Source organism: Mycolicibacter senuensis, from assembly GCF_003284925.1.
GTDB lineage: Bacteria > Actinomycetota > Actinomycetes > Mycobacteriales > Mycobacteriaceae > Mycobacterium > Mycobacterium algericum_A.
This window is the reverse complement of record NZ_QMEX01000020.1, coordinates 1-23,803: the sequence shown is the minus strand read 5'-3', so window position 1 is coordinate 23,803 and position 23,803 is coordinate 1. Positions and strand designations below refer to the sequence as shown.

Annotated in this window: 22 protein-coding genes, 1 tRNA gene and 1 pseudogene; 21 read left to right on the top strand and 3 right to left on the bottom strand. The window is 67.1% G+C overall.

The features are described 5' to 3' along the window. The first annotated feature begins 61 nt into the window (after window positions 1–61). From DQP56_RS08120 to DQP56_RS08110, 3 genes are read left to right on the top strand one after another with little or no spacing between them, the layout of a single operon-like run. Window positions 62–1,432 carry a flavin-containing monooxygenase gene (locus DQP56_RS08120; RefSeq protein ID WP_112684449.1) on the top strand — a complete coding sequence of 457 codons (1,371 nt, stop codon included), beginning with the start codon at window positions 62–64 and terminating at the stop codon, window positions 1,430–1,432. Continuing rightward, window positions 1,422–2,051, top strand: coding sequence for a TetR/AcrR family transcriptional regulator (locus tag DQP56_RS08115; protein WP_112684448.1), 630 nt, complete (start codon window positions 1,422–1,424; stop codon window positions 2,049–2,051). Before DQP56_RS08120 ends, DQP56_RS08115 begins: the two co-directional genes overlap by 11 nt. Further along, window positions 2,048–2,956: an alpha/beta hydrolase gene (locus DQP56_RS08110; RefSeq protein ID WP_112684447.1), complete on the top strand. Its 909-nt coding sequence runs from the start codon at window positions 2,048–2,050 to the stop codon at window positions 2,954–2,956. Before DQP56_RS08115 ends, DQP56_RS08110 begins: the two co-directional genes overlap by 4 nt. A 280-nt stretch (window positions 2,957–3,236) precedes the next feature. Here the strand turns inward: DQP56_RS08110 and DQP56_RS08105 are convergent. Continuing rightward, a tRNA-Met gene (locus DQP56_RS08105) sits at window positions 3,237–3,310 on the bottom strand. Between the two features lie 430 nt (window positions 3,311–3,740). On the opposite strand from DQP56_RS08105, the gene DQP56_RS08100 reads away from it, so the two are divergent. From DQP56_RS08100 to DQP56_RS08025, 16 genes are all read left to right on the top strand, one after another. Further along, complete coding sequence (locus DQP56_RS08100) at window positions 3,741–3,974, top strand: hypothetical protein (RefSeq protein WP_112684446.1); 234 nt, start codon at window positions 3,741–3,743, stop codon at window positions 3,972–3,974. Then, window positions 3,971–4,867, top strand: a complete 897-nt coding sequence (locus tag DQP56_RS08095) for an MlaE family ABC transporter permease (protein ID WP_112684445.1) — start codon at window positions 3,971–3,973, stop codon at window positions 4,865–4,867. Before DQP56_RS08100 ends, DQP56_RS08095 begins: the two co-directional genes overlap by 4 nt. 3 nt (window positions 4,868–4,870) lie before the next feature. Next, window positions 4,871–5,731: an ABC transporter permease gene (locus DQP56_RS08090; RefSeq protein WP_407663406.1), complete on the top strand. Its 861-nt coding sequence runs from the start codon at window positions 4,871–4,873 to the stop codon at window positions 5,729–5,731. Between the two features lie 3 nt (window positions 5,732–5,734). Further along, window positions 5,735–7,141: an MlaD family protein gene (locus DQP56_RS08085; RefSeq protein ID WP_112684444.1), complete on the top strand. Its 1,407-nt coding sequence runs from the start codon at window positions 5,735–5,737 to the stop codon at window positions 7,139–7,141. Then, the gene (locus DQP56_RS08080) at window positions 7,138–8,187 is read left to right on the top strand and encodes an MlaD family protein (protein ID WP_234825557.1); all 1,050 of its coding nucleotides are present in this window, start codon (window positions 7,138–7,140) and stop codon (window positions 8,185–8,187) included. Before DQP56_RS08085 ends, DQP56_RS08080 begins: the two co-directional genes overlap by 4 nt. Continuing rightward, window positions 8,184–9,218, top strand: coding sequence for an MlaD family protein (locus DQP56_RS08075; RefSeq protein WP_112684442.1), 1,035 nt, complete (start codon window positions 8,184–8,186; stop codon window positions 9,216–9,218). The genes DQP56_RS08080 and DQP56_RS08075 overlap by 4 nt, the downstream gene beginning before the upstream one ends. Then, entirely contained in the window at window positions 9,215–10,351 is a 1,137-nt protein-coding gene (locus DQP56_RS08070) for an MCE family protein (RefSeq protein WP_112684441.1), read from the top strand. The genes DQP56_RS08075 and DQP56_RS08070 overlap by 4 nt, the downstream gene beginning before the upstream one ends. Further along, window positions 10,348–11,463, top strand: coding sequence for an MCE family protein (locus DQP56_RS08065; protein ID WP_112684440.1), 1,116 nt, complete (start codon window positions 10,348–10,350; stop codon window positions 11,461–11,463). The genes DQP56_RS08070 and DQP56_RS08065 overlap by 4 nt, the downstream gene beginning before the upstream one ends. After that, window positions 11,460–12,731, top strand: a complete 1,272-nt coding sequence (locus DQP56_RS08060) for an MlaD family protein (protein ID WP_112684439.1) — start codon at window positions 11,460–11,462, stop codon at window positions 12,729–12,731. The genes DQP56_RS08065 and DQP56_RS08060 overlap by 4 nt, the downstream gene beginning before the upstream one ends. Window positions 12,732–12,741: 10 nt before the next feature. Next, a complete protein-coding gene (locus DQP56_RS08055; protein ID WP_112684438.1) occupies window positions 12,742–13,338 on the top strand; it encodes an Rv1363c family protein in 597 nt (198 codons plus the stop codon). Window positions 13,339–13,363: 25 nt separating this feature from the next. Next, window positions 13,364–13,912, top strand: coding sequence for an Rv1363c family protein (locus DQP56_RS08050; RefSeq protein WP_133258900.1), 549 nt, complete (start codon window positions 13,364–13,366; stop codon window positions 13,910–13,912). Then, entirely contained in the window at window positions 13,909–14,715 is an 807-nt protein-coding gene (locus DQP56_RS08045; protein WP_112684436.1) for a mannan-binding lectin, read from the top strand. Before DQP56_RS08050 ends, DQP56_RS08045 begins: the two co-directional genes overlap by 4 nt. Before the next feature lie 69 nt (window positions 14,716–14,784). Beyond that, window positions 14,785–14,964: a hypothetical protein gene (locus DQP56_RS08040; protein ID WP_112684435.1), complete on the top strand. Its 180-nt coding sequence runs from the start codon at window positions 14,785–14,787 to the stop codon at window positions 14,962–14,964. A gap of 21 nt (window positions 14,965–14,985) precedes the next feature. Further along, window positions 14,986–15,903: an oxygenase MpaB family protein gene (locus DQP56_RS08035; protein ID WP_205868821.1), complete on the top strand. Its 918-nt coding sequence runs from the start codon at window positions 14,986–14,988 to the stop codon at window positions 15,901–15,903. Window positions 15,904–15,905: 2 nt separating this feature from the next. Further along, window positions 15,906–16,715 carry an oxygenase MpaB family protein gene (locus tag DQP56_RS08030; RefSeq protein ID WP_234825556.1) on the top strand — a complete coding sequence of 270 codons (810 nt, stop codon included), beginning with the start codon at window positions 15,906–15,908 and terminating at the stop codon, window positions 16,713–16,715. A gap of 13 nt (window positions 16,716–16,728) precedes the next feature. Continuing rightward, the gene (locus DQP56_RS08025; protein ID WP_234825555.1) at window positions 16,729–17,979 is read left to right on the top strand and encodes a TetR/AcrR family transcriptional regulator; all 1,251 of its coding nucleotides are present in this window, start codon (window positions 16,729–16,731) and stop codon (window positions 17,977–17,979) included. 87 nt (window positions 17,980–18,066) lie between these two features. Here the strand turns inward: DQP56_RS08025 and DQP56_RS08020 are convergent, their stop codons facing one another. Then, entirely contained in the window at window positions 18,067–21,033 is a 2,967-nt protein-coding gene (locus DQP56_RS08020) for a UPF0182 family protein (RefSeq protein ID WP_112684434.1), read from the bottom strand. 55 nt (window positions 21,034–21,088) lie between these two features. After that, window positions 21,089–22,108, bottom strand: coding sequence for a YlbL family protein (locus tag DQP56_RS08015; RefSeq protein WP_112684433.1), 1,020 nt, complete (start codon window positions 22,106–22,108; stop codon window positions 21,089–21,091). A 101-nt stretch (window positions 22,109–22,209) separates the two neighbouring features. Here DQP56_RS08015 and DQP56_RS08010 point away from each other — a divergent pair, with 101 nt between their 5' ends. Next, window positions 22,210–23,553 carry a zinc-dependent metalloprotease gene (locus DQP56_RS08010; protein ID WP_112684432.1) on the top strand — a complete coding sequence of 448 codons (1,344 nt, stop codon included), beginning with the start codon at window positions 22,210–22,212 and terminating at the stop codon, window positions 23,551–23,553. A 93-nt stretch (window positions 23,554–23,646) separates the two neighbouring features. Beyond that, a pseudogene (locus DQP56_RS08005) lies at window positions 23,647–23,803 on the top strand (cyclodehydratase); the annotation flags it as partial.

Below are 23,803 nucleotides of genomic sequence, written 5' to 3'. Positions count from 1 at the left end.
TGACAAGTGTCAGAAAATGAGTAATCTGTGCTGTGTCCTAGTTCACAGAACGGTGGCAATCATGGCTTCATCTCCAACGGTGGCGATCATCGGGGCGGGCATCAGCGGTTTGACCACGGGCAAGAACCTCGCTGACGCCGGGGTCGAGTACGACTGCTTCGACTCATCCGACCGGATCGGCGGAAATTGGGCGTTCCGCAACCCGAACGGCCACTCCAGTGCCTACCGGTCCCTGCACATCGACACCTCGCGCGAGTGCCTGTCATTTCGCGACTTCCCGATGCGCGACGACCTCCCCGACTTCCCGCATCACTCCCAGATCAAGGAGTACCTGGACGACTACGCCGACACCTTCGGCCTGTTGAAGCGCATCCAGTTCCAGAACGGGGTCAGCCACGCACGACGCCTGCCCCAAGGGGGCTGGGAACTCGACACCGCGGACGGACAGACCCGGCGGTACGACGCCCTGGTCGTCGCCAACGGTCATCACTGGGATCCGCGCACGCCTGACTTCCCGGGCGAGTTCACCGGTGAGAGCATCCACGCCCACCAGTACATCGATCCCACCGAACCGCTCGATCTGCGCGGCAAACGCATCGTCGTCGTCGGCATCGGCAACTCGGCCGCGGACCTGGTTTCCGAGCTTTCCCAGAAGTCCTGGCGCAACACGGTTTATCTCTCCACCCGCTCGGGCGCCTGGGTGGTACCCAAGTACATCTTCGGCAAGACCGCCGACCAGGTCGCGCGCTCGCTGCCGGTGATCCCGCTGTCGTGGCAGCGCCGGGCGATGCAGCCCTTCGCACGGTTGATGTTCGGTGATCCACAGAGCTACGGCCTGCCCAAACCCAACCATCGCTTCCTTGAGGCGCACCCCACCCAGTCCGCCGAACTCCTCATGCGGCTGGGATCGGGCGATGCGACCGCGAAGCCGAATATCGAACGCCTGGACGGCAGTTCGGTGAGATTCGTCGACGGTACCTCCGTCGAAGCGGACGTCATCATCTATGCGACGGGATACAACATCACGTTCCCGTTCTTCGACCGCACCTTCATCGAGGCCCCGGACAACCGGCTGCCGCTCTACAAGCGAATCCTCAAACCGGGCATCGACGACCTGCTGTTCATCGGATTCGCCCAGGCGGTCCCCACGCTGTTCCCGTTCGTGGAGTGCCAGGCCCGGTTGGCCGCGGCGTATCTGGCCGGCACCTACCGGCCCCCGTCCGAGGCCGAGATGAAGCGCGTCATCGCCGCCGACGAACGCAAGTACGTCGGGCACTTCGCCGACAAACCACGGCACACCCAGCAGGTGGACTACTGGGACTACGAGCGCGATATGCGCAAGCGTGAACTGCCCGCCGGGCGGCGGCGTGTCGAGAAGCTGGGACCGGTACAGCTGGCCGGTCGGGCCCGCGAGGCCGCCGGTGCCGCCTGAGACGACGCAGACGTCGCGACGCAACGCGCGCCGGCCGCAACCGCGCGGCGACCAGAGCAGGCAGCGGCTTCTGGAGGCTTTCGAGAAGCTGTTGCAGACCCAATCGCTGGCCGAGATCAGCATCGCCGAGGTGGCACGGGCAGCGGGTCTGAAGCGGCCGGCGTTCTATTTCTACTTCGCCGGCAAGCATGAAGCCGTCACCGAACTGCTGAGCAACATCTTCCACGACGACGTCTTCGCGATCGGGGGCACCCTCGCAGGTGGCGGTGACCCGCGCGCCTCCGTCACCGACGCAATGATGCGGACCTTCGAGTCGTGGCACACCCACCGGACCCTGTTCCGGGCGATGCTCGACGCCCGCGACTACGACCCCGAGGCACGGACGATCTGGGACCAGTGGCTGCAGCGCTACGAGGAGTTCGTCTGCGACTTCATCACCACCCAGCCCACCATCGACATTCCCGACGCCGGGGCACTCGCCCACTCGCTGATCTCGATGAACGAACGGGTCCTCGACCGCCACGTCCGGTCCGACGACGGACCGGAGGCCACCGGCCCGCTTCGCGAAGCGATCATCCACGTCTGGCACACAGCGCTTTTCGGAGCGGCCGCACCATGACATCGGCCCGAATGCAAATCCCGGTCGCCGGTGAGATCATCGCGGCGAGACACTTCCCCGCGACGACGGACGCGTTGTCCGGTCCGGCCGGACGCCCCTGCGTCGTGATGGCCCACGGCCTCGGCGCGACCAAGGACTGTGGGTTGTTCGAGTTCGCCACGGCGCTTACCGCAGCGGGCACTGACGTCGTCACGTTCGACTACCGGCACTTCGCCGAATCATCAGGTCAGCCAAGGCAATTGATTTCCATCGATCGGCAGATCGCCGACTACCACGCGGTGGTCGACTACGCGCGGCGAGTCGACGGCGTGGATGCGGCGCGGATCGTGGCGTGGGGAGTGTCGCTGTCCGGCGGGCACGTCATCCGGGTCGCGGCAGCGGACCCGAAGCTGGCCGGGGTCATCTCGCTGACGCCCGCGACCGACGGACTGGCAGTGGTGACCCACATGCTGCGGACGCTCGGGCCGCGCCACATCATGCGAGTGATGGCTCGCGGCGCGCGTGACGTCATGGCGAAGTTGCTCGGCCGCCCGCCCGTACTCATCCCGGTCGTGGCCGCACCCGGGGAGGTGGCCGGCCTCAGCGCCGCGGGGGCCCTCGAGGGGATGATCCGCATCGCCGGGCCGACCTGGCGCAACGAGTTCGCCGCACGACTGGTGATGGTGATGGGTGCATACCGGCCGGTTGCGAGCGCCAGCCGGGTGCGCTGCCCGGCCCTCGTGCAGGTCGGCGATCAGGACCGGATCGCCCCGCCGGAAGCGGCGACCGTGGCGGCGACGCGGATGAGGGCGGTGGTCCACCACTACCCCTGCGACCACTTCGACGTGTATCCCGGCGCCGGGTGGCATGAGCGGGTCGTCAAGGATCAGATCGCGTTCCTGCAGCGCATCCTCATCCCCGGGTAGCGACCGGCCGCTCGGATGGTCCGCTGCCTTGGGCCATTCCGTGCCGCCGTCTTCCGCCGCGACCTCAGACCGAACTCACGACGGAATCGGTTCGGAACGCCCGTTCTGCGACCGGCTGCCAGGAGCGCCACGTCTTCCACCGCCGCAATCATGCGACTCGCAGTGGCGCGCGTTACGGCCGACATGGCCACCGAGCATTAGGGCCGCCGCAGCGGGGCTTAGCTGGGCAGCCCATGGAAAACGGCCCCCGGAGCGTTCTCCGGGGGCCGTTCTCAACTAGTAGCGGGGACAGGATTCGAACCTGCGACCTCTGGGTTATGAGCCCAGCGAGCTACCGAGCTGCTCCACCCCGCGTCGGTGTCTACGAGGGTACCCAACGGGCGGGCCAGGCGCCAAATCGGCATCATCCGGCAACCGCTGGCGGGTCCCCAACACCCGGTCAAGCCGAAAGTGAAGCGTAATTGAAATTAACAATTAGCCCCTCGACGCTGGCCCGGCGCCGTTGCCCGGCGGTCTGCGCCGCTCCTCCGACCTGACGTCGAGGGTCCACGATATCCACTGGTAACAGCACTATCGGGACCGCCTGCACGTCCTGCGACCACCCAGCCGCTCGAGCCGACCACCGCAGCAGCAGATTACCTGGAGGCCGCACAAAGTGGAACCCAAATTAACTTTTTGCTTGCCCGCCACTCGCCCGCTGTGTCATGCTGCACCCGCAGCACCGCGTGCGTCCTGCATCACACCCCCGCCCGCGGACGGGACATCGAAGAATCGGGAGAGTCGGATGCCTGGAATCGTCGACGGCATAGGTCGACTGCTCAGCTACCGGATGAGCGTCGGGGAACTCATCGGCCTGGGCCTGATCGTCGGCACGCCCTACCTGATCGTCGGCCTGATCTGGTCGTTGACCCACACCGCGCACCTGCACGAGATGCAAGGTGTGGACCTGGCGGTGTCCTTCCTCGGGTCGATCGTGTCGTGGCCGGTGCTGTTGTTCTCCGACGTCTGCATGCAGTGATCCCGATGACCGCATCAGACGCCACGCGCCGGTTGATCCGAATCGCCGATGCACAACTGGCCGGCCGGCCCGGTCTGCGGGCCGTGGTCGACTGGCTCCTGCAGTACGTGAAGAACCATCCGATCGCGTCGCTGGGCACCGGCGGCAGCCAGGTGGTGCTGGGCGTTCGAGCGATCCAGTATCTGTTCGTCGACCTGTTCCGCGGACGCTTCCTGGTCGGTGAATTCATCGACCAAACCGCGTTTGTGGCCGGCGCCGCCTTCCTGCCAACCGTTTTCGTCACCATCCCGGTAGGCGTGACGCTCTCGATCCAGTTCAGTGTGCTGGCCGGGCAGGTCGGGGCATCCTCGCTCGCCGGCGCGGCCACCGGCCTGGTGATCATCCGCCAGGCCGCCCCCCTGGTCGCCGCGATGCTGTTGGCCGTGGCCGTCGGATCCGCGGTCTGCGCCGACCTGGGGTCGCGGACCATGCGCGAAGAGATCCAGGCGATGGAGGTCATGGGGGTATCGCCGGTGCGGCGCCTGGTGGTGCCGCGGCTGGCCGCCCTGATGACCGTCGGTGTGCTGCTCACCGGCATCACGTTTTTCGTCGGCTACGTCGCCGGCTACATCTTCAACGTGTTCCTGCAGAACGGGACCGCGGGCTCGTTCATCGCCACCTTCTCGTCATTCTCCGATGTCGGCGACATGTGGCTGGCGTTCGCCAAATCCATCGTCTTCGGGATCATCGTCGCGATCGTGAGCTGCCAGAAGGGCCTGGCCAGCCACGGCGGGCCGGCCGGGGTCGCCAACTCGGTGAACGCCGCGGTCGTCGAGTCCATCCTGCTGCTGATGTTCGTCAATGTCTTGATGAGCCAGCTCTACGTCATCCTGTTCCCGAGGCAGGCACTGTAAAAGATGGTCATTCCCAGTGCTTTTCAGCTCCCCGGGCTACGCCCGATCGCCGGGTCGGCCCACGGAACCTTCCTGGCGGTGGCCCGCGCCGGGCATCTGGTGCACTTCTTCGGGCGCACCCTGACCGCCATACCGGCGATGCTGCGGCATTACCGGCGCGAGATGCTGCGGTTGCTCTCGGACATCGCCTGGGGCAACGGGTCGATCGTGGTGGGCGGCGGCACCATCGCCGTCGCGCTGGCGCTGGGGGCGATCGCCGGTGCGCTGGTCGCCGTCGAGGGCTACAACGTATTGGACCTGCTCGGCCTGGGACCGGCCACCGGGCTGATCTCCTCGTTCGCCACCACCAGAGAACTCGCCCCGATCATGGTCGGAATGGCGTTCATCGCCCAAGCCGGCTGCCGGTTCACCGCCCAGCTCGGCGCGATGCGCATCAACGAGGAGATCGACTCGCTGGAAGCCATGGCCATCAACCCGATCCCGTTCCTGGTCACCACCCGGGCGGTCGCGTCGGTGATCGCGGTGGTTCCGCTGTTCCTGGTGGCGCTGGGCATCGCTTACCTGTCCTGCCAGTTCTCCGTCATCCTGATCTCCGGGCAATCCAACGGCTCTTACCTGCACTACTTCTCGCTGTTCGTCAACGGGCGCGACGTGCTGTACGCGACGTTCAAGGCCACCGTCTTCGTGTTCGTCTCGTCGACCATCCAGAGCTACTACGGGTTCGTCGCCTCGGGCGGCCCAGCCGGCGTCGGCGTCGCCGCCGGACGCGCCATGCGCACCAGCGTCACCGCCGTCGTCGTGGTGAACATGTTCATGACCATGGCGCTGTGGGGCGTCGAGACCGGCGCCAGGTTCGGGGGTTAGCCGATGCCGAACTCGTTCGACACCGACCCCCGCGGACCCTCCAACCTGCGGGTGTTCGCCCTCGGCGTGGTGTTCATCACCGTCGCCGTCGCGACCGCGACGTTGATGGTCGCCAAGTCCCAAGGACGGCTGGACAACCTGGTCCGGATCGACGTGCGGCTGTCCAACATCGGCGACGGCCTGCCGCCCCGGTCCGATGTGAAGTATCACGACCTGCTGGTCGGTTCGGTCGCCGACATCACCCCCTCCACGCACGGCCTGCCCAACGACGTTCACGTGGTGCTCAAACCCGAACATGCCGCCAATATCCCCAACACCGTGACCGCCCGCGTCGTGCCGGCCAACCTGTTCGCGGTGTCGGCAATCCAGTTGGTCGACAACGGCGCCGGCTCAGACCACCTGCGTTCCGGCTCGGTCGTATTCGAGGACGAGTCACTGCCCACCGTGCTGTTCCAGAACGTGTTGAACAAGCTGCGGCAACTGGTCAGTCCGCTGGGCCGCAAGCCCGACGACACCACCGTCGGCGTGATCGCCGCCCTGGGCACGGCCACGCACGGGCGGGGCAAGGAGTTGACCGACACCGGCCACAATCTCAACGAGATCCTCGCGCAACTGAATTCCGTGGTCGCCACCGACGGCACCGACCCGACCACCCTGTCGGCCCTGGCAGCAGCAGCCGAAGGCCTGCATCGCGTCTCCCCTGAGTTGTTCGACGCGCTGGACCGATCGATCCGGCCCATGACGACCATCGCCGAGAAGGGACCGCAGCTGTCCAGCCTGTTGACCGGCGGGCATGACACCGCGACCACCCTGGCCGCCGCGCTGGAGAACCAGGCCGATCGGATGATCACCATCACCACTGCGCTGACTCCGCCGATCGGGGTGATCGCCGATCATGTCGACGAATTCCATGGCGTCTCAACGAAACTGCAGAACCTCGCCAACCGGGTCTACGACGTCATCTGGGATCCGGACGACAACCTGCTGCGGGTCAAGGCGGCGATCGCGCTCACGCCCAGTCGCACCTACGTCCGCGCCGACTGTCCCCGCTACGGCGAGTTGGCCGGGCCGAGCTGCGCCACCGCCCCGGAGGTGCCCACCGCACCGGAGCTGTTTCCCGCGCTGGAATCCCAGGGCGTCTCCCCCACCCCCGGGATGACGGAAAACCGCCCGAACATCACGCCGCCCCGGCACTCGATGCCCGGCGACCCGCAGGGGCCGCCCGCCCCTGCGCCCGCCGCCGCACCCCAGGGCGCGGTCATCGGCGGCAACGTCGGCCTGGTCGGCAGCCCCCAGGAGAAGCAACAGATCAGCCGCATCACCGGACGCGCCGATACCCCCACGGTGCTGTTGCTGGCCCCGTTGTTGCGCGGCAGCACCGTGCAGCTGTCCACGGAAGGTGGCCGATGAGAGCTCGTCGCAAGTCGGTGGTCGGCATGGCCATCTTCACCACCTTCGCGCTGACCGTCACCTGGATGGTCTACAACACGTTGCGCCGCGACATCACCGGGCCGACCTACACCTACTCGGCGATCTTCAGCGACGCCTCCGGAATGACCCCGGGCGATGACGTACGCGTCGCCGGCGTCCGCGTCGGACGGGTCGACCGGGTGCAATTGCACGGCACCGCCGCCAAGGTGCAGTTCCGGGTGCAACGCAGCCAGCAGCTTTACCAGAACACGATTGCCTCGGTGACCTATCAGAGCATCATCGGACAGCGCTACCTCGGCCTGGCCCAGGGCCCCGGCGACAACCGCGACATCCTGCCCAATCACGGCCAGATACCGCTCGAACGCACCAACCCGTCGCTGGATGTCTCCTACATGCTCAACGGCTTCGAGCCGCTGTTCGCCGAGCTGGATCCCGAACAGGTCGACAACATCAGCAATGCGACGGTGCTTGCCCTGCAAGGCAATCGGACATCGATACTGACGCTGATCACCCAGGCCTCGCAGTTGGCCGAGACCTTCGCCGGCCCCGACGAAGTGCTCAGCGCGCTCATCGCCAACCTCGATCAGCTGATGACCGACTTGGCCAACCAGAGCACCAACATGGAGAAAATGATTCGTCAGTCGCGCGACACCATGGTGCGGCTGGCGAACCACCGCGAACCGCTGGTCGACTCGGTGGGCTCGATCAATGCCACCATGGCGCGGTTGTCCACGATCGTCGACAACATCGCCCCGGATCTCGAAGAGTTCGTCGGGCGCGAGCCCGGTCTGCTCAACTACGGCGTCAACGACGGCCGCGAACGGTTCGCCTACATGGCGGCCAACCTGCCCTACGTTCTGCAGGGGCTGGCCCGGGTCACCCAGAGCGGCACCTACAGCGACGTCTACGCCTGCGAACTGGACTTCGGCTTATGGCGCGGTCTGTTCCACTGGTTCCGGGCATTCGTCGGCGCCGCCACCGCCGGCGAAGGTCTCGCCCACCAGCACACGGCGGCGTGCCGATGAGCCTGATTCCCGTCGCGCTCAAACGCCCCATTGAGTCCTTCAGCCGGCCCTGGATGGGCGTGTTCGCGATCGTCGCCATCGGCGCCGTACTGATGGCCACCGTCGTCTACTCCGGCCTGGGCATCGGGAAGACCCGCTATCAGGGCGAATTCGCCCAGGCCGCCCAGATCCGCTCGGGCGCCGTGGTGACCATCGCCGGCATCAAGGTCGGCACCGTTGATCGAGTCAAGCTCGCCGGTGACCACGTCGTCGTCGGATTCAACGTCGAGCGCGCCATCGCACTGGGCGCCGACACCCGTGCCGCGATCAAGTTGACCACCATCCTGGGATCGCGCTACCTGGAACTGTCACCGGCGGGCACCGGGCAGCTGGCGAACCGCACGATCTCCCTGGCGCACACCGAGGTTCCCTACGATCTGCAGCGCACCCTCGCCGGGGCGACACGCACCCTGGGGCCCGTGGATGCCAACCGGTTCGTCGACTCACTGAACCTGCTCAACGCCAACCTCGGCGGGGTCGCCGAGGAATTGCCCCAGGCGCTGAACAACCTGCAGGCGATGGCCGACATCATCGCCGACCGCCGCGAGCAACTCGGCACACTGCTGACCAACACCGAAACACTCACCACCATGCTGCGCGATCAGCGGGCCAACCTCGGCGCCCTGGTCCTGCAGGGCCGCGACGTGCTGCGCGAGATCGCCACCCGGCGCGCGGCCGTACAACAGCTGTTCGCCAGCGCCACCCTGCTGGTCGATCGCGCCCACGGGATCCTGGGCGACGAGGCGGCGGTCAACCAGATGATCCGCGACTTCAGTGAATTCATGCAGATGACCGCCGAGCACGACGCGTTGCTGCGCAGCTTCCTGCAATCAACCCCGGTGGCCCTGCGCAACTTCGCCAACGCCACCGGCAGCGGCAACGCAACCGATGTCTTCCTGCCCGCCGGTATCTTCGTCGACTCCTGGATGTGTGCGCTGAGCGGACGCGCCCGGCAGTTCAACCTGGTCGAGTACTTCAAGGACTGCCAATGAGCCGCGCCGTCAAGCTCTACCTGCTCGCCGGTGCCGCGGCACTGGTATTGGCCGTCACCGGAGCCGCGGTCGCACCGCAACTGGTCCCCGACCTGCCGCGGATAGCACTGCACAAAATCCGGGTGACCGCCCATTTCGAAGACGCCGTCGGCCTCTACACCGGCAACGGCGTCTCGGTACTCGGAATGGACGTCGGCGAGGTCACCAGCATCACCCCCAAGGGCGGCTACGTGGAGGTCACACTCGCGATCGATGCGAGCGTCGATATTCCCGCCGACGTCGAAGCCGTGACCGTCTCGTCCTCGGTGCTCACCGACCGCCACGTCGAACTCACCCCCGCCTACACCGGCGGGCCCAAGCTGCGCAACGGCGATGTGCTGAGCCTGGAACGCACCCGCACCCCGGTCGAATTCGAACGGACGCTGGCGATGATGCACAAGCTGGGCAGTGCGTTGCGCGGCGACGAGAACAATCAGGGCCCGTTGGGCGAGTTCGTGGCGCTCGGATCCAAGATCACCGTCGGGAACGGCCCGGACCTCAAGGCGACGCTGGGCCGGCTCTCCGAAGCCCTGCAAGTCGGGGCGGACAAGGGCGCACACAGCAAGAAGGCCATTCAGGCGATCATCGCCAATGTCGCCGAACTCAGCGAAGCGGCATCCCGAAACGACGCCGCGCTACGCGAATTCGGCTCCTACATACATCAGCTCAGCGACATCCTGGCCGCGGAGAACCTCGGTGCCGGCAACACCGGAGCCACGATCAATCGGCTGCTCGCCGAGACCTCGCGGCTGCTGGAGGGCAACCAAGAACGGCTGCGGGATGCGTTCACCGGGGTCCGCACGGTCGCCACAACGCTGACCGACAACGAACGCGACCTGCGCGAGATCCTTGATGTCGGACCGTTGTTCATCGACAACTTCTACAACGTCATCGATGACGGCGCCGGCAGTCTGCGATCGCACCTGCTGCTGGGCAAGACCCTGTTCAACAGTCAGTTCGGCAAAGAGATCTGCAACTTGATGGGACTCAAACAACTGGCGTGCGCGACCGGGACGCTGCAGGATTACGGACCGGACTTCGGCCTGGGCAGCATGCTCGATCTGATGCAGGACGGGATCGGTGAGCAGCCATGAGGCGACTGACGTGGTGCAGACGCGGTGGCCGCGCGGCGCTGGCGATCGCGACCGCACTGCTGACCGTCGGGTGCGGCCTGGACCTGCAGAGCGTGGCGCTGCCGGCACCCGGCGGCGGAGGGCCCTACTACACCATCACCGCGGTCTTCTCCGACGCCCTCAATCTTCCCGAGAAGGCCAAGGTGCGGTTGTACGGCGCGCAGATCGGTGAGGTCGAATCGATTCGGGCGCAAGACTTCAACGCCTACATCACGATGCGGATCAAATCGGCCGTGCCGCTGTATGCCGGCAGCACCGCCGAACTGCGCTCGGCCACCCCGCTGGGTGACATCTTCGTCCAGATCTGGCCCGACAAGAACCGGCCCGAGGACGCACCCCTACTGGCCAACGGTGCCGTCCTGCCGCTGGAATCGACCGCCAACGCGCCGACCATCGAGGAGCTGATCAGCTCGATGGCGATGCTGGTCAACGGCGGAACGGTGCGCCACCTGGTGTCCATGCTCAACGGTGCGGGCAAGGCAGTCGGTGGACGCGGCGAAAAGCTCGGTCTGCTGTTGGACCAGACCGCGACCCTGCTCTCCCGGATGAGCGCCCGGTCGCAGCAGTTGGACGCCGCGCTGCGCAGATCCTCGGAGCTCGCAGCGGCGATGTCGGCCCGCCAGGACACCTTCGACGCCGCCCTGACCCAGCTGGCCCCGGCCCTCAACGTCATCTCCGACAACACTTCCGACTTGATCGAGCTGGTCGACACCGGTGCGCGGATCACCCGTCAGCTGTCCCGCTTCCCGTCGCTGCAGGGCACCGACACCCGCAGTGTGAGCGCCGATCTCAACAAGCTGGCGCGGGTGTTCAACGACATCGCGGTCGATCCCGAGCTGTCGCTGATGCCGTTCAACCGGTTCCTGGGCATCCTGATGAAGACCTTCAACGGCCCCGCCGCCCACGTCAAAGGGGAGATCAACAAGATCACCCTGGTTCCCTGGCCCGACAAGAATTACCCGGGCGACCCCGAATTCCACTGGACCGACGGCACCGACTGGCACCTGATGATCGGGGACCTGCGCTACGAGTGGAACATGTTGCTGTCCCGGATCTACGGACCGCAGCGATGAGACCCTTCCTCGATCTGGTCGACCTGATCGCCAGGCTCGCCGTCTGGCTGGTCCAGTTCGGCTATCGGCGACGTATTCTGCTGTCCGGCATCGGGTTGGCGCTGACCACGGTGGTAGCGGCCGCCTATGTGACCATCTTCGGCGTCGGGATCAACCCGGCGCAGCAGACGATCTCGGTGCGGGTGCTGCTCCCGCAGTCCGGCGGGCTGCTGGTCAACCAGGATGTCACGTTGCGCGGTATCCCGATCGGCCGCGTAACCGATGTTCAGCTGACCGCGGCGGGGGCCGAGGCCGTCGTCGCGATCCGCGCCGATCGCCCCATTCCGCGTGACGCCCGGGTACGGGTGTCGGGACTGTCGGTCGCCGGTGAGCAATACCTCGACTTCCGCCCCGAACACGACAACGGGCCCTATCTGAGCAACGGATCGCTGATCGGCCAGGACCAGACCAGCGTGCCGGTGTCGCTGCCGCAGATCATCGATGACAGCCGCGGTGCCCTCGGCCAGATCGACGCCGAGAAGCTGACGTCCGTCTTCGACGAACTCCGCGTCGGACCCCAGGGCGCCAAGAAACTGTCCGCGCTGTTGGACGGCACCGTGCTTCTGGCCTCGACACTGGACGGCGTCCTGCCCCAGACCACCAGCATGCTGCGCAATACCCGGATCACCTTCACCACCTTCGGCGATGTCACCCCGGGCCTGAGCGCCACCAGCAACGACCTGCAACAGATCCTCGGCGGCGTCAACAAGATGGACGGCGGCTTCCGGACCCTGGTCGACCTCGGCAGCACCGAACTGGCCCAGGTGGATCGTTTCATCGGCGACAACCGGGAGAACGTCTATGCGCTGCTGGGCAACCTGACCACCCTGTCGCAGATCCTCTACCTGCGGGTGCCGGCCCTGCAGAATCTGTGGCGCCCCGATCACGGCTCACTGGTGGATCGCCTGGCCGGCACCGTGCACGACGACGGCATCTGGGTGATCGCCGACATCTACCCCCGGCACCGCTGCGACTACGGCCTGCCCCGCAAACCACCGTCGGCAGTGAACTTCCCTGCCCCGTACCGCTACACCTACTGTCCCGATGACGACCCGTCGCTACTGATTCGCGGGGCCCGCAACGCGCCACGCCCCCCGGGTGACGACACCGCCGGACCGCCCCCGGGCCACGACCCGCTGGCGACGCTGGAACCGCCGCCGGTCTATCCGCCCTACACCTTGCCCACCCCCGACGGCGGTCCAGCGCTGCCGGCCTGGATTCCGAACTGAGGACGCCCCGATGCCCAACGCAGCCGATCCCGATGTCTTCGACCAACTCGCTGAGCAGGTCGACGATGACACCCCCGCCGAGGCGAACGACGATGCCGCCGATGAGCAGCCCGCCACGCCCGCACCGCCGCGACGTCGTGGTAGGGCGGCGATGCTGACCGTCGCACTGCTGATCGCGGCCCTGGCGTACTCGGGATACACGAGTTGGCAGCTGTATCAGGCCCATACCCGCGCCGCCGCCGGCGAGGCCGCCCTCGCCGCGGCCAGGGACTACGCGGTCACGTTGACCACCCTGGACACCGCCGACATCGACGGCAATTACGACCGGGCGATCGACGGAGCAACCGGACAGTTCAAGGAGGCCTACAGCCTGGGCGCCAAACAGTTGCGCCAGATCCTGATCGACAACAAGGCCTCCGGAAAGGGCATCGTCATCGACGCGGCGGTCAAATCCGCCACCGCAACCCGGGTCGAGGTGTTGCTGTTCGTCGACCAATCCATCACGAACGCGGTGCGTTCCGAACCGCGGATCGACCGGAACCGCATCCAGATGACCATGGAACTCATCGACGGCCGTTGGCTGGCCAGTGCAGTCGATCTCGTGTGATCACCGGAAGGGCAACATGACCAACGTGGCAGAAATCGACATCGAGGCGCCCGCAGCCCCGCCCCGGCCTCACCGGCTGCGGCGTTGTGCACGACCGGCCGCCGCGCTGTGCGCCACCGCCGTGCTCGTGAGTGCGGCATACCAGAGCTGGTTGCTGTACCAGCACCATCAGTCGGCCGTCGCCGCCCGGGAGGCGCAGCACGCCGCGGCCCACTACGCGGAGATCCTGACGACTGCGAGCCCCGGCACCATCGACCAGCAGATCACCAGGATCCTCGACGGATCGACCGGCGGGTTCCACCAGCGCTACGCCAAGCAGAGCCCGGAGCTGCGGGCACTGCTGCTGGCCAATCAGGTCACCACGACCGGCAGCGTCGTCGATTCGGCGGTCAAATCGGTTGATACCGGCAGTGCCACCGTGTTGCTGTTCGTTCGCCAGAGCTTCACCAGCGCGACCGCGAAAGGCGCCCCCGCCGAGCCGCCGGATGACATCACCCCGATGGCGATCACCGTGCAGAAGACGGCCGGCCGCTGGCTTGTCAGCGAGGTCACCGCCGGGGAGTTGCCGCGATGACCGCCGCCGGCCGGGTCACCACCGTGGCCATAGCAGTGGGCGCGGTGGCCGCGGTGGTGGGCTCCGCACCGGTCGCTGCCGGTTCGGCACCGAGTTTCTGCGACGAGCTGCGGGCGACCTGGGACGGCCAGCGTTGCACGACGATGGTGGTGTCGACGCGAAATGCTGAGCGCTACATCGCCTTGGACCTACCCGAGCCACAGCTCGACGCAGCGGTGACCGGGCCGGTCCTACGCGACTTCTACCACCGGCTGATGACCGGCTGGCGGGACTCGGGCGCCGAGGCGGCGCGAGACAGCAGCGCAATCGCCTACGTCGACAGCTTCTCCGGTCCTGGCGCCGTGCAGTCGCTCGTCGTACACGAATGCCTGGAACCGTTTGGGATGCAAGCCAACAACGCGTATCGAACCTTCGTCTTCGATATGGACAAGGGCCGCCGGCTTTCCCTGGCAGACCTGTTCAAGCCGGGGATCGATCCGATGGCCGTCATCCCACCGGCAGCCGCGCCGGTGCTGCCCGCAGCGCTGGACGCCGCGGCACCCCCGCACGCCCCGAACAGCTACCCGTTCACCGTCGAGGAATTCCAGCCCGGTCCCGGCCGTCCCGGCTATACCGGCAACTACCGCGCCTTCGCGCTCTCACCCGGGGAACTGATCCTGTATTTGCCCGATGCCCCGATGCTCCGCGAGAACCCGCGGCCGGCGGACCGACTGGTGTGGTCCATGGACGGCGGCGCGGTGGTCGCCCGGGTGCCGCTCACCGCACTGTCGGCCTCACTGCGGCCGGAATACGGTGGAAGCTGATGTCGCACACACGAGAGGGACACCGATGATCCGACGATCACCGACGCCGCAGTACCGGAGGTCGCTGCCATGATGATGCTGGTACGGCTCATCGACCTGGTCGTCAGCATGCTGCGCATCCTGGCCTCCCCGGAGGCCCGGCTGCTGCGCGCCGGCGTACTCACGGTGCTGGCCTGCGGTGCACTCGTCGGGGCGGTCGGCGTGGTCTGGCTGCTCGCTCAGCTACCGCAGTACTTCGCCCATCCCTAGCCGATTGAAAGGACCGCTGACATGTCGACCTGTCACGACGACGACCGTGAACTGCAACGGCCCCGGCACCGGCAGGCAACCACCGCCGAGACCCGGATTCACATCGACACCTACACGCCGCGCTGGGACGTAGAACTCGTCGATATCACTGAGGCGCTGGACTTCTGGACGGCAGCCGCGTCGGCGGCGAACGTCGTCATGCAGTTGAGCATGCCGGGAGTGGGCTACGGGGTGGTGGAGAGCCGGGTGGAGTCCGGGGCGTTGATGGAGCATCCGTGGAAGCGGCTGCGTACCACCGCGCAGTACATGGCCGTCGCGCTGCTGGGTACCGACGCCGAGCGCGCCGCCTACCGCGACGCCGTCAACGTCGCACACCGGCAGGTCCGCTCCACCGACAGCAGCCCGGTCAAATACAACGCCTTCGACCGCGACCTGCAACTGTGGGTCGCCGCGTGCCTGTTCGTCTTCTACGAGGACACCTTCCAGCTGCTCCGCGGCAAGATGACGCCGGAAGAGGCGGAGAACTTCTACCAGCAGGCACGGCCACTGGGCACCACGCTGCAGGTCACCGAAGACCAGTGGCCGGCCACTCGCGCCGACTTCGACGCCTACTGGAACGCAACATGCCAGACCCTGTTGCTCGACGACGTCGTCCGCGACTACCTGATGCGGCTGATCACCCTGCAGATGATCAACCCGGTGCTGCGGGCGCTGTTCGGACCGCTGCTGCGGTTTTTGACGGTGGGATTTCTGGCGCCGAGATTTCGTGAACTACTGCGCGTCGAGTGGTCGGCCACCGAGCAACGGCAGTTCGAGAATCTGTTCCTGTTCGTGTCGTTCGTCAACCGTTTCCTGCCGCGGTTCATCCGGACGTTCAACTACAGCGTGCTGATGGGCGACGTGCGCTACCGCATCCGGCGACGCAAGGCGCTGATCTGATCATGGCGCCTGCGGTGGGAGACCTGGACCGGGACAGCATGCTCTGGCATGTTCTGGCCGACCGGCGCTACCTGTTCGTGTTGCCCAGGGCGGTGTGCCTGTTGATGCTGCATCCGGGCATCGCCGCAGGCATCACCGAGCACGCGCTGATGCGGGACCGCATCTGGCTGCACAAGAAGCGCACCGTCACCCAGGCGGTCAACTACGTCTACACCGGGGTGGATCTGAGCCCCCAGATGCGGTTCTCCCACGAGCACGTCAAGGGTGTCGACAGCGTCGGCCGGAAATATCATGCGCTGAACCCCGATACCTTCCATTTTCAGCACGCCGCTTACGTAGAGTCGCTGTTTGTCATGGTCAACAGATTCATCCGGCCGTTGGATCCCGACGAACACGAGCAGCTCTATCGCGAGTGCTGCGTCTGGTACCGCAGGTACGGCATATCAAGCCGGTCGATGCCGCCGAACTGGCCGGAGTTCGTAGAGTACTTCGAGAACCACTGCCGCACAGAACTATTCGCCGGTGCGCATTTTGAGCCGTACCGCGAACAGATTTTCGCTCCCGCCGACTGGTGGATGCGGGCTGTCCCCCACGGTGCCATCCGCGCGTTGCAGCATCCGCATGCCCGGGAGCTGACCGGGATCAGTGTCACGGCCGCCGACCGGCGGTCGCTGTGGCGGTTCATCCAGGCGGCTCGGCTGTCGGCGCTGGCGCCCAGGCACCACTGGAATGCGCGGGCGCGCGCTGCGCTGAGCAGCGACCGCGAGGGTGACACCCGCTCCCCGCGCTCCGCACCGTCCCGGTCGACGTGAGACGAGATTTCCGTTGGCTCAACATCTTTCTGCGGTAGCGCCCACCGCCCGGCGGCGCCCCAAGGACCGCAAGGACCAGATCGCCCGGGTCGCCGCCGAGGCCTTCAGCGCTCTCGGTTATCACTCGGTCCGGTTGGAGGCCATCGCCGGCGAGGTGGGCATCTCGGCTCCGGCGCTGTACCGGCACTACGCAAGCAAATACGACCTGTTCCGCGACGCCGTACTGGCGTTGAGCCAGCAGTTGGTCGACGCCACGGATCTGGCCACCGACCTGACGGCCGAGGCCACCGACGAGGCGACGCTGGATCAGCTGGTACAGGCCCTCATCGACGTCGCTTTGCGTAATCGGGAATCCGGTGGCCTCTACCGATGGCAGTCACGCTACCTGCGCGAGGCGGACGAGACCCGGCTGGTCGATCAGCTGCGGCTCGTCAATCACCGCCTGCAGGCGCCGCTGGCCGCGCTGCGTCCCACGTCGACCTCGTTGCAGCTGCGGATGCTGTCGGCCGGGCTGCTCAGCGTCGCCGGCGGGATCGCCGACCATCGCGTGCGCGCCCCGGCAGAAGAGATCAAGGCCATGCTGAGCGGGGCATCGTCGGCCTTGCTCAACGCCGAGTTGCCCGCGGCCGACGACTTCGTGCCGGGCCCGCCCGCATGGCGGATCTTCACCCCCGACGCCGGGACCTACGAAGCGCTGCTGCACGCCGCGATGATGCTGTTCCACCAGCGCGGCTACGGCGAGACCTCCATGGCGCAGATCGCAGCGGTGGCCGGCGTGCGCGTCGCCGGGATCTACCGCTACTTCCCCGGCAAGGCCGACATCCTCAGCACCGCGCTGCGGCGCTCCTCGGACCGGCTTTCCGCGGAACTGTCCCGGGTGAACAGTGACCGGCCGGAACCGCGGGACGCGCTGACACAACTGGTCGACGCCTATGTCGCCACCTCGTTCGCCAACCCGGAGTTGGCCTCGATCTACTACAGCGAGCGGGTCAACCTCACCCCGGCCGATCAGCAGGCGCTGCGCAACGTGCAGCGGTCGACGATCGACTCCTGGGTCCGGTTGCTCGCCGCGGTGCGCCCCGAACTCACCGCCACGCACGCGCGGTTTCTGGTTCACGCCGCGATGGGCCTGGTCGTCGACATCGGCCGGTTGGTGCACTATGACCGGCCCGAAACCGATTCGGCGGGCTCACCGGCCGCCAACCGCGGCTATCCGCAGGCGTGCGTCCGCACCCTCATGCTCGCCGTACTCTTCGATGCCTGAGCGAGTCAGGGCGGCTGCGAGCGTGCGCGAAAACGGTCCGACACGCGGGTATGGGGCCGGGGACACGCACACCCGCGCAAAAAGGGGCTACTTGGCGCTGTTGAACTTCTCCACGGCGTCGTCGAGGCGCTGAAGCGCCGCACCGTAGGCGGCGAAGTCACCCTTGTGCTGGGTGTCGCGTAGCGCGGCGATGGCGGCGTCGATCTCACGCAACGCAGCGGCCTTCGCCGCCGACAGCTCGACGCTGCCGGCCGGCGGTGGCGGTGCCGGTACCGCCGCGGCGGCGGGCGGAGTGGGACCTGCCGGCTTGGCGGCCGGCGCGCCGCCGTCGGTGGGCGCGATGTCGGTCGCCGCCGCGCTGGCTCCGGGCCCGAACAGACCGGTCAGCGCGTCGGAGACCGTCGGCCCGAAGCCGATCTTGTCGTTGTACATCATCGCCACCCGGATCAGCCGCGGATACGACGACGCGGCGTCACTGGAGCCCGGGGAGGCGTAGACCGGTTCGACGTAGAGCAGCCCGCCGTCAGCCACCGGCAGCGTGAGCAGGTTGCCCCACCGGATGCGGTTCTGGTTGTCACGTCCGATCAACCCGAGTTCCTGGCTGACCGTGGTGTCGGTGGTGATCGCGTTGTTGGCCAGCTTGGGCCCGTTGACCTGACCGGGAATGGTCAGCACCGTGATCTTGCCGTAGGTGTCGGGGTCGGAGCTGGCGGAGATGTAGGCGGCCAGGTAGTCGCGCTTGAACCGGTTCATCGCGCTGGTCAGCTGATAAGAAGCCGAACCGTCTTCCTTGACAAGGTTTTTCGCGACGATGTAGTACGGCGGCTGAAAACTGCTGGCGGTCGGGTTGGGGTCCAGCGGCACGTCCCAGAAGTCCGACGTCGAGAAGAACGTGATCGGGTCGTTGACGTGGTATTTGGCCAGCAGCAACCGCTGCACCTTGAACAGGTCTTCGGGGTAGCGCAGATGCTCGGCAAGTTCTGCGGAGATCTCCGCCTTGGGCTTGACCGTCCCGGGGAATACCTTCATCCAGGCCTGCAGCACCGGGTCCTGCTCGTCCTGGGCGTACAGGTTCACCGTTCCGTCATAGGCGTCCACGGTCGCCTTCACCGAGTTGCGGATGTAGGACACCCGCCGGTCGGGCAGCAGCCGGTTGAACTCCACCTCTTTGGAGTCCATGGTCGCCGACGACAGCGACGTCAGCTCCGAGTAGGGATAGTTGTCCAACGTGGTGTAGCCGTCGATGATCCACACCAGCCGCTTGTTGACGATCGCCGGGTACACCGTCGAATCGGTGGTCAGCCACGGTGCCACCGCCTGCACCCGGCCGGCCGGGTCGCGGTTGAACAAGATCTTGCTCTCCGCGCCGATCACCGACGAGAACAAGAAATTGCGTTCGGCGAACTTGGCGGCGAACACGCTGCGCGCCAACCAGTTCCCGATGTTGACGCCGCCCTTACCGGTGTAGGTGTAGTTCTTCGTCTCGGTGTTGGTCTCGTAGTCGTACTCGCGGTCGGGACCGTTGCGCCCGACGATCGCGTAGTCGGCGACGGTGTCGGCGATCACCGGGCCGTAGTAGACACGCGGCTGGTCGAGCCGGGCCGGACCGGCGGAGACCACCGTGCCGTTGGCACCGACGACGTTGGCCAGGAACTCCGGGTAGCCGCCGTTCTGATTGGGGTCGTTGGCGATCCCGCGCACGGTGTTGGCCGGCGAGGCGATGAACCCGTTGCCGTGGGTGTAGACGGTGTGGCGGTTGATCCAGTCGCGCTGGTTGTCGATCAGCCGGTCCGGGTTGAGCTCCCGGGCGGCGACGACGTAGTCGCGCAGCTGGCCCTCGCTGTCGCGATAGCGGTCGATGGTGAGCTGGTCGGGGAAGAAGTAGAAGTTCTTGCCCTGCTGGAACTGGGTGAAGGCGGGACTGACGATGGTCGGGTCCAGCAACCGGATGTTGGAGGTGGTGGCGGCATCGGCGCCGACCTGCGCGGCCGTGGCACGCGCGTCGCCACTGTAGTTGCGGTAGGTGACCACATCCTCGGTCAGCCCGTAGGCGTGCCGGGTAGCGGCGATCGACCGGGAGATGTACTCGCTCTCCTTCTGCGCCGCGTTGGGCTTGACGCTGAACTGTTCCACGAGCAACGGCCAGCCCGCACCGATGACCACCGACGACAACAGCAGCAGCACCAGACCGATCGCCGGAATCTGCAAGTCGCGCAGCACGATCGCCGAGAACACCGCGATCGCACAGATCAGCGCGATCGCCAGCAGGATCATCTTGGCGGGCAACACCGCATTGATGTCGGTGTAGCCGGCGCCGGTGAACGGCTTGCCGGCGCGGGTGTGGCTGAGCAACTCGTAGCGGTCCAGCCAGTAGGCGGCGGCCTTGAGCAGCACCAGGGTGCCGATCAGGCTGACGACCTGAATACGCGCCGGCCGGCTCAACGCCCCGGCACGACCCGACAACCGGATGCCGCCGAAGATGTAGTGCGTCGTGAGGTTCGCGATGGCGGCGAGGAAGAACGTCACCAGCAGCAGACCGATGATCAGCCGGTAGAACGGCAGGTCGAAAGCGTAGAAGCCGAGGTCCTTGCCGAACTGCGGATCGGCGATCCCGAAGTCACCGCCGTGCAGGAACAACTGGATACGCACCCAGTAACTCTGGGCGACGATCCCGGCCAGCAGACCGATCCCCGTCGGGATGCCGAACGCGACCAGTCGCAACCGCGACAACACCGCGGTCCGATACCGCGCCACCGGGTCGTTGGCGCCGCCTGAGGGCACGAACACCGGCCGGACCCGGAAGGCCATCGCCAGGGCGGCGAACACGATTCCGCCGACGACAAGGCCGACCACCACGAAGGCGATCAGCCGGGTCAGCAAGGTGGTGACGAAAACGGACCGGTAGCCCAGTTCCCCGAACCAGAGCCAGTCGACGTAGCCGTCGATCAGCCGCGGCCCGACCAGCAGCAACACGATGACGGCGAGCGCACTCCCGATCATGATCCGGCTGCGCGGGGTCAACTTCGGCATTCTCGCGGTGGGCCGCATCCCCACGTGCCACGCTCCCTAGCTCGGTTGTCCTGACGGCCCCACTGTAGCCAACCGGGCTTCAGCAAGACGGCGGCTGACCTCCGCCGGTGAGGGTGCGCAACGCGTCCACCGCCTGGGCGAGGCTGTCGACCTTGATCAGCTGCAACCCGTTGGGGTCCGAGCGGGCCTCGTAGCAGTTCTCGGCCGGGACCAGAAACACCGTCGCGCCGGCCTCGCGGGCCGCGATCATCTTGTGGGTGATTCCCCCGATCGAGTCGACCTGACCGTTCGGCTTGATGACCCCGGTGCCGGCGATGAAGTTCTGCCCGGCCAGCGTGCCGGTGCTGAGTTTGTCGACGACGGCCAGCGAGAACATCAGCCCCGCCGACGGGCCGCCGATATTGGCGAGGTTGAACTCGACGGTGAACGGGGCCCATGGCGCGTCGAGCACTGACACACCGAGGAATCCGTTGGGCCGGTCTTTGTTCTCGCCGAGCGTAATCCGCGCCGTGCCGGGCGCGGCGTTCTTGCGCCGGTAGTCGATGGTCACCGTCTCGCCCGGCTTGGTGGCGGACAGCCGCTTGGTGAACTGCTCGACGGTGTAGACGGGTTCGCCGTCGACGGCGTCGACCGCGTCACCACGCTGCAGCGCGCCGACCGACGGCCCGGGGTCGTGGACCTCGGCAAGGGTGACCGCGCTCGGGTAGCGCAGGTAGCCGAGGGCGGCGTACTCGGCGCTCTGCTCGGAGGTACGGAACTCGGCGTCGTTGTCCTCGTCGACCTCCTCGCGGGACTTGCCGGGCGGATAGACCAGGTCACGCGGCATGAGCTGTTCGCGCCCGGACAGCCACAGGGCCAGCGCCTCACCCAGCGTCAGTCCGTCGCGCTGCGACACCGTGGTCATGTTCAGCTGCCCCGACGTGGCTCGCGTCGGGGTGCCCTGAATGTCGACCACCTGCTTGCCGTCGACCGTCCCGAGGGTGTCGAAGGTGGGGCCCGGTCCCAGCGACACGAAGGGCACGGTCACCGCCGTCAGCAGTGCGCCGAACACGACCACCGGCAGCAGGGCCGCCAGCAGCGTCAGAATCCGCCTGTTCACCCCGGGTATGGTAAACGGCCCGGATCCGGCCGACCTCGGGCCACACATCGGAGTGCCGCGTGTCGCACCGTGGCCGGACGCCGGTCGGTACGGTTGGGGCTATGGCTGATCTGCCCTTCGGTTTCTCTTCCGGGGACGACCCCGACCGCGAGCGGCCCGGGGGACGAGATCCCGGTCCGAGCGACTGGGGAATGGGCGCCGGTTTCAACATCGCCGATCTGGGGCAGATCTTCACCCAGCTCGGCCAGATGTTCAGCGGCGCCGTGTCCACCAGCGGTCGGCCGTCCGGACCGGTCAATTACGACCTGGCCCGCCAAGTCGCCGCGCGCTCAATCGGTTCGGTCGCGCCCGTGACGGCCTCGACCACCACCGCGATCGGTGACGCGGTGCACCTGGCCGAGACGTGGCTCAACGGCGCGACGTCGTTGCCGGCCGGCACCACCGGCTCGGCCGCCTGGACGCCCGTGGACTGGGTGGAGCACACCATGGCGACCTGGCAGCGCCTGTGCGACCCGATGGCCGAGCAGGTCTCATCGGTGTGGGCCTCGGCGCTGCCCGAGGAGGCCAAGAGCATGGCCGGCCCGCTGCTGTCGGTGATGTCGCAGATGGGCGGGCTGGCGTTCGGGTCACAGTTGGGCCAGGCGTTGGGCCGGTTGTCCGGAGAGGTGCTGACCTCGACCGATATCGGATTGCCGTTGGGGCCCAAAGGCGTCGCTGCGCTGCTGCCCGGTGCGATCGAGGAACTGGCCGGCGGGCTGGAGCAGCCGCGCAGTGAGATCGTCACGTTTCTGGCCGCCCGTGAGGCCGCGCACCACCGGTTGTTCACCCACGTCCCGTGGCTGGCCAACCAGCTGCTCAGCGCGGTGGAGGCCTACGCCCGCGGCATGAAGATCGACATCCGGGGAATCGAGGAGCTGGCGCAGGGGTTCGACCCCGCGGCGATGTCCGACCCGTCGGCAATGGCCGACCTGCTCAACCAGGGGGTGTTCGAGCCCAAGTCGACACCGGAACAACTGGCCGCCCTGGAGCGGCTGGAGACGCTACTGGCCCTGATCGAGGGCTGGGTGCGCACGGTGGTGACGGCGGCGCTGGGCGAACGGATTCCTGGCACCGCGGCGCTGTCGGAGATGCTGCGCCGCCGCCGTGCCACCGGTGGTCCGGCCGAACAGACCTTCGCGACCCTGGTCGGCCTGGAATTGCGGCCCCGCAAGCTGAGTGAAGCCGCGGTGCTGTGGGAGCGGTTGACCGTGGCTGTCGGGATCGACGCCCGCGACCAGGTGTGGCAGCACCCCGATCTGCTGCCCGAGGCCGCCGATCTCGACGACCCGGCCGCGTTCATCGACCGGATCATCGGCGGAGACACCAGCGGCATCGACTCCGCGATCGACCAGGCCATCGCCGAGTTCCGGCGCGACGCCGACGCCGGCGGCGACACCGACGACTGACCCTCGGGGTCAGGCCGGCCGCACGGCGCATCGTCGCCGACGCTGTGGACAACCGGAGGCGGTGACGCCGCCCGCCGTGACAGGCTCCGAGGCGTGACGAGGGCCGAATCCCAGACGCCCGCCTACATCATCGACCCGGCACGGCCGGTGCTGCTGCGACCGGACGGGGCGGTGCAGGTGGGCTGGGATCCCGGGCGGGCCGTCCTCGTGCAGCCGCCGCGCGGGCTGACCGCGACCGGGCTGGCCGCCG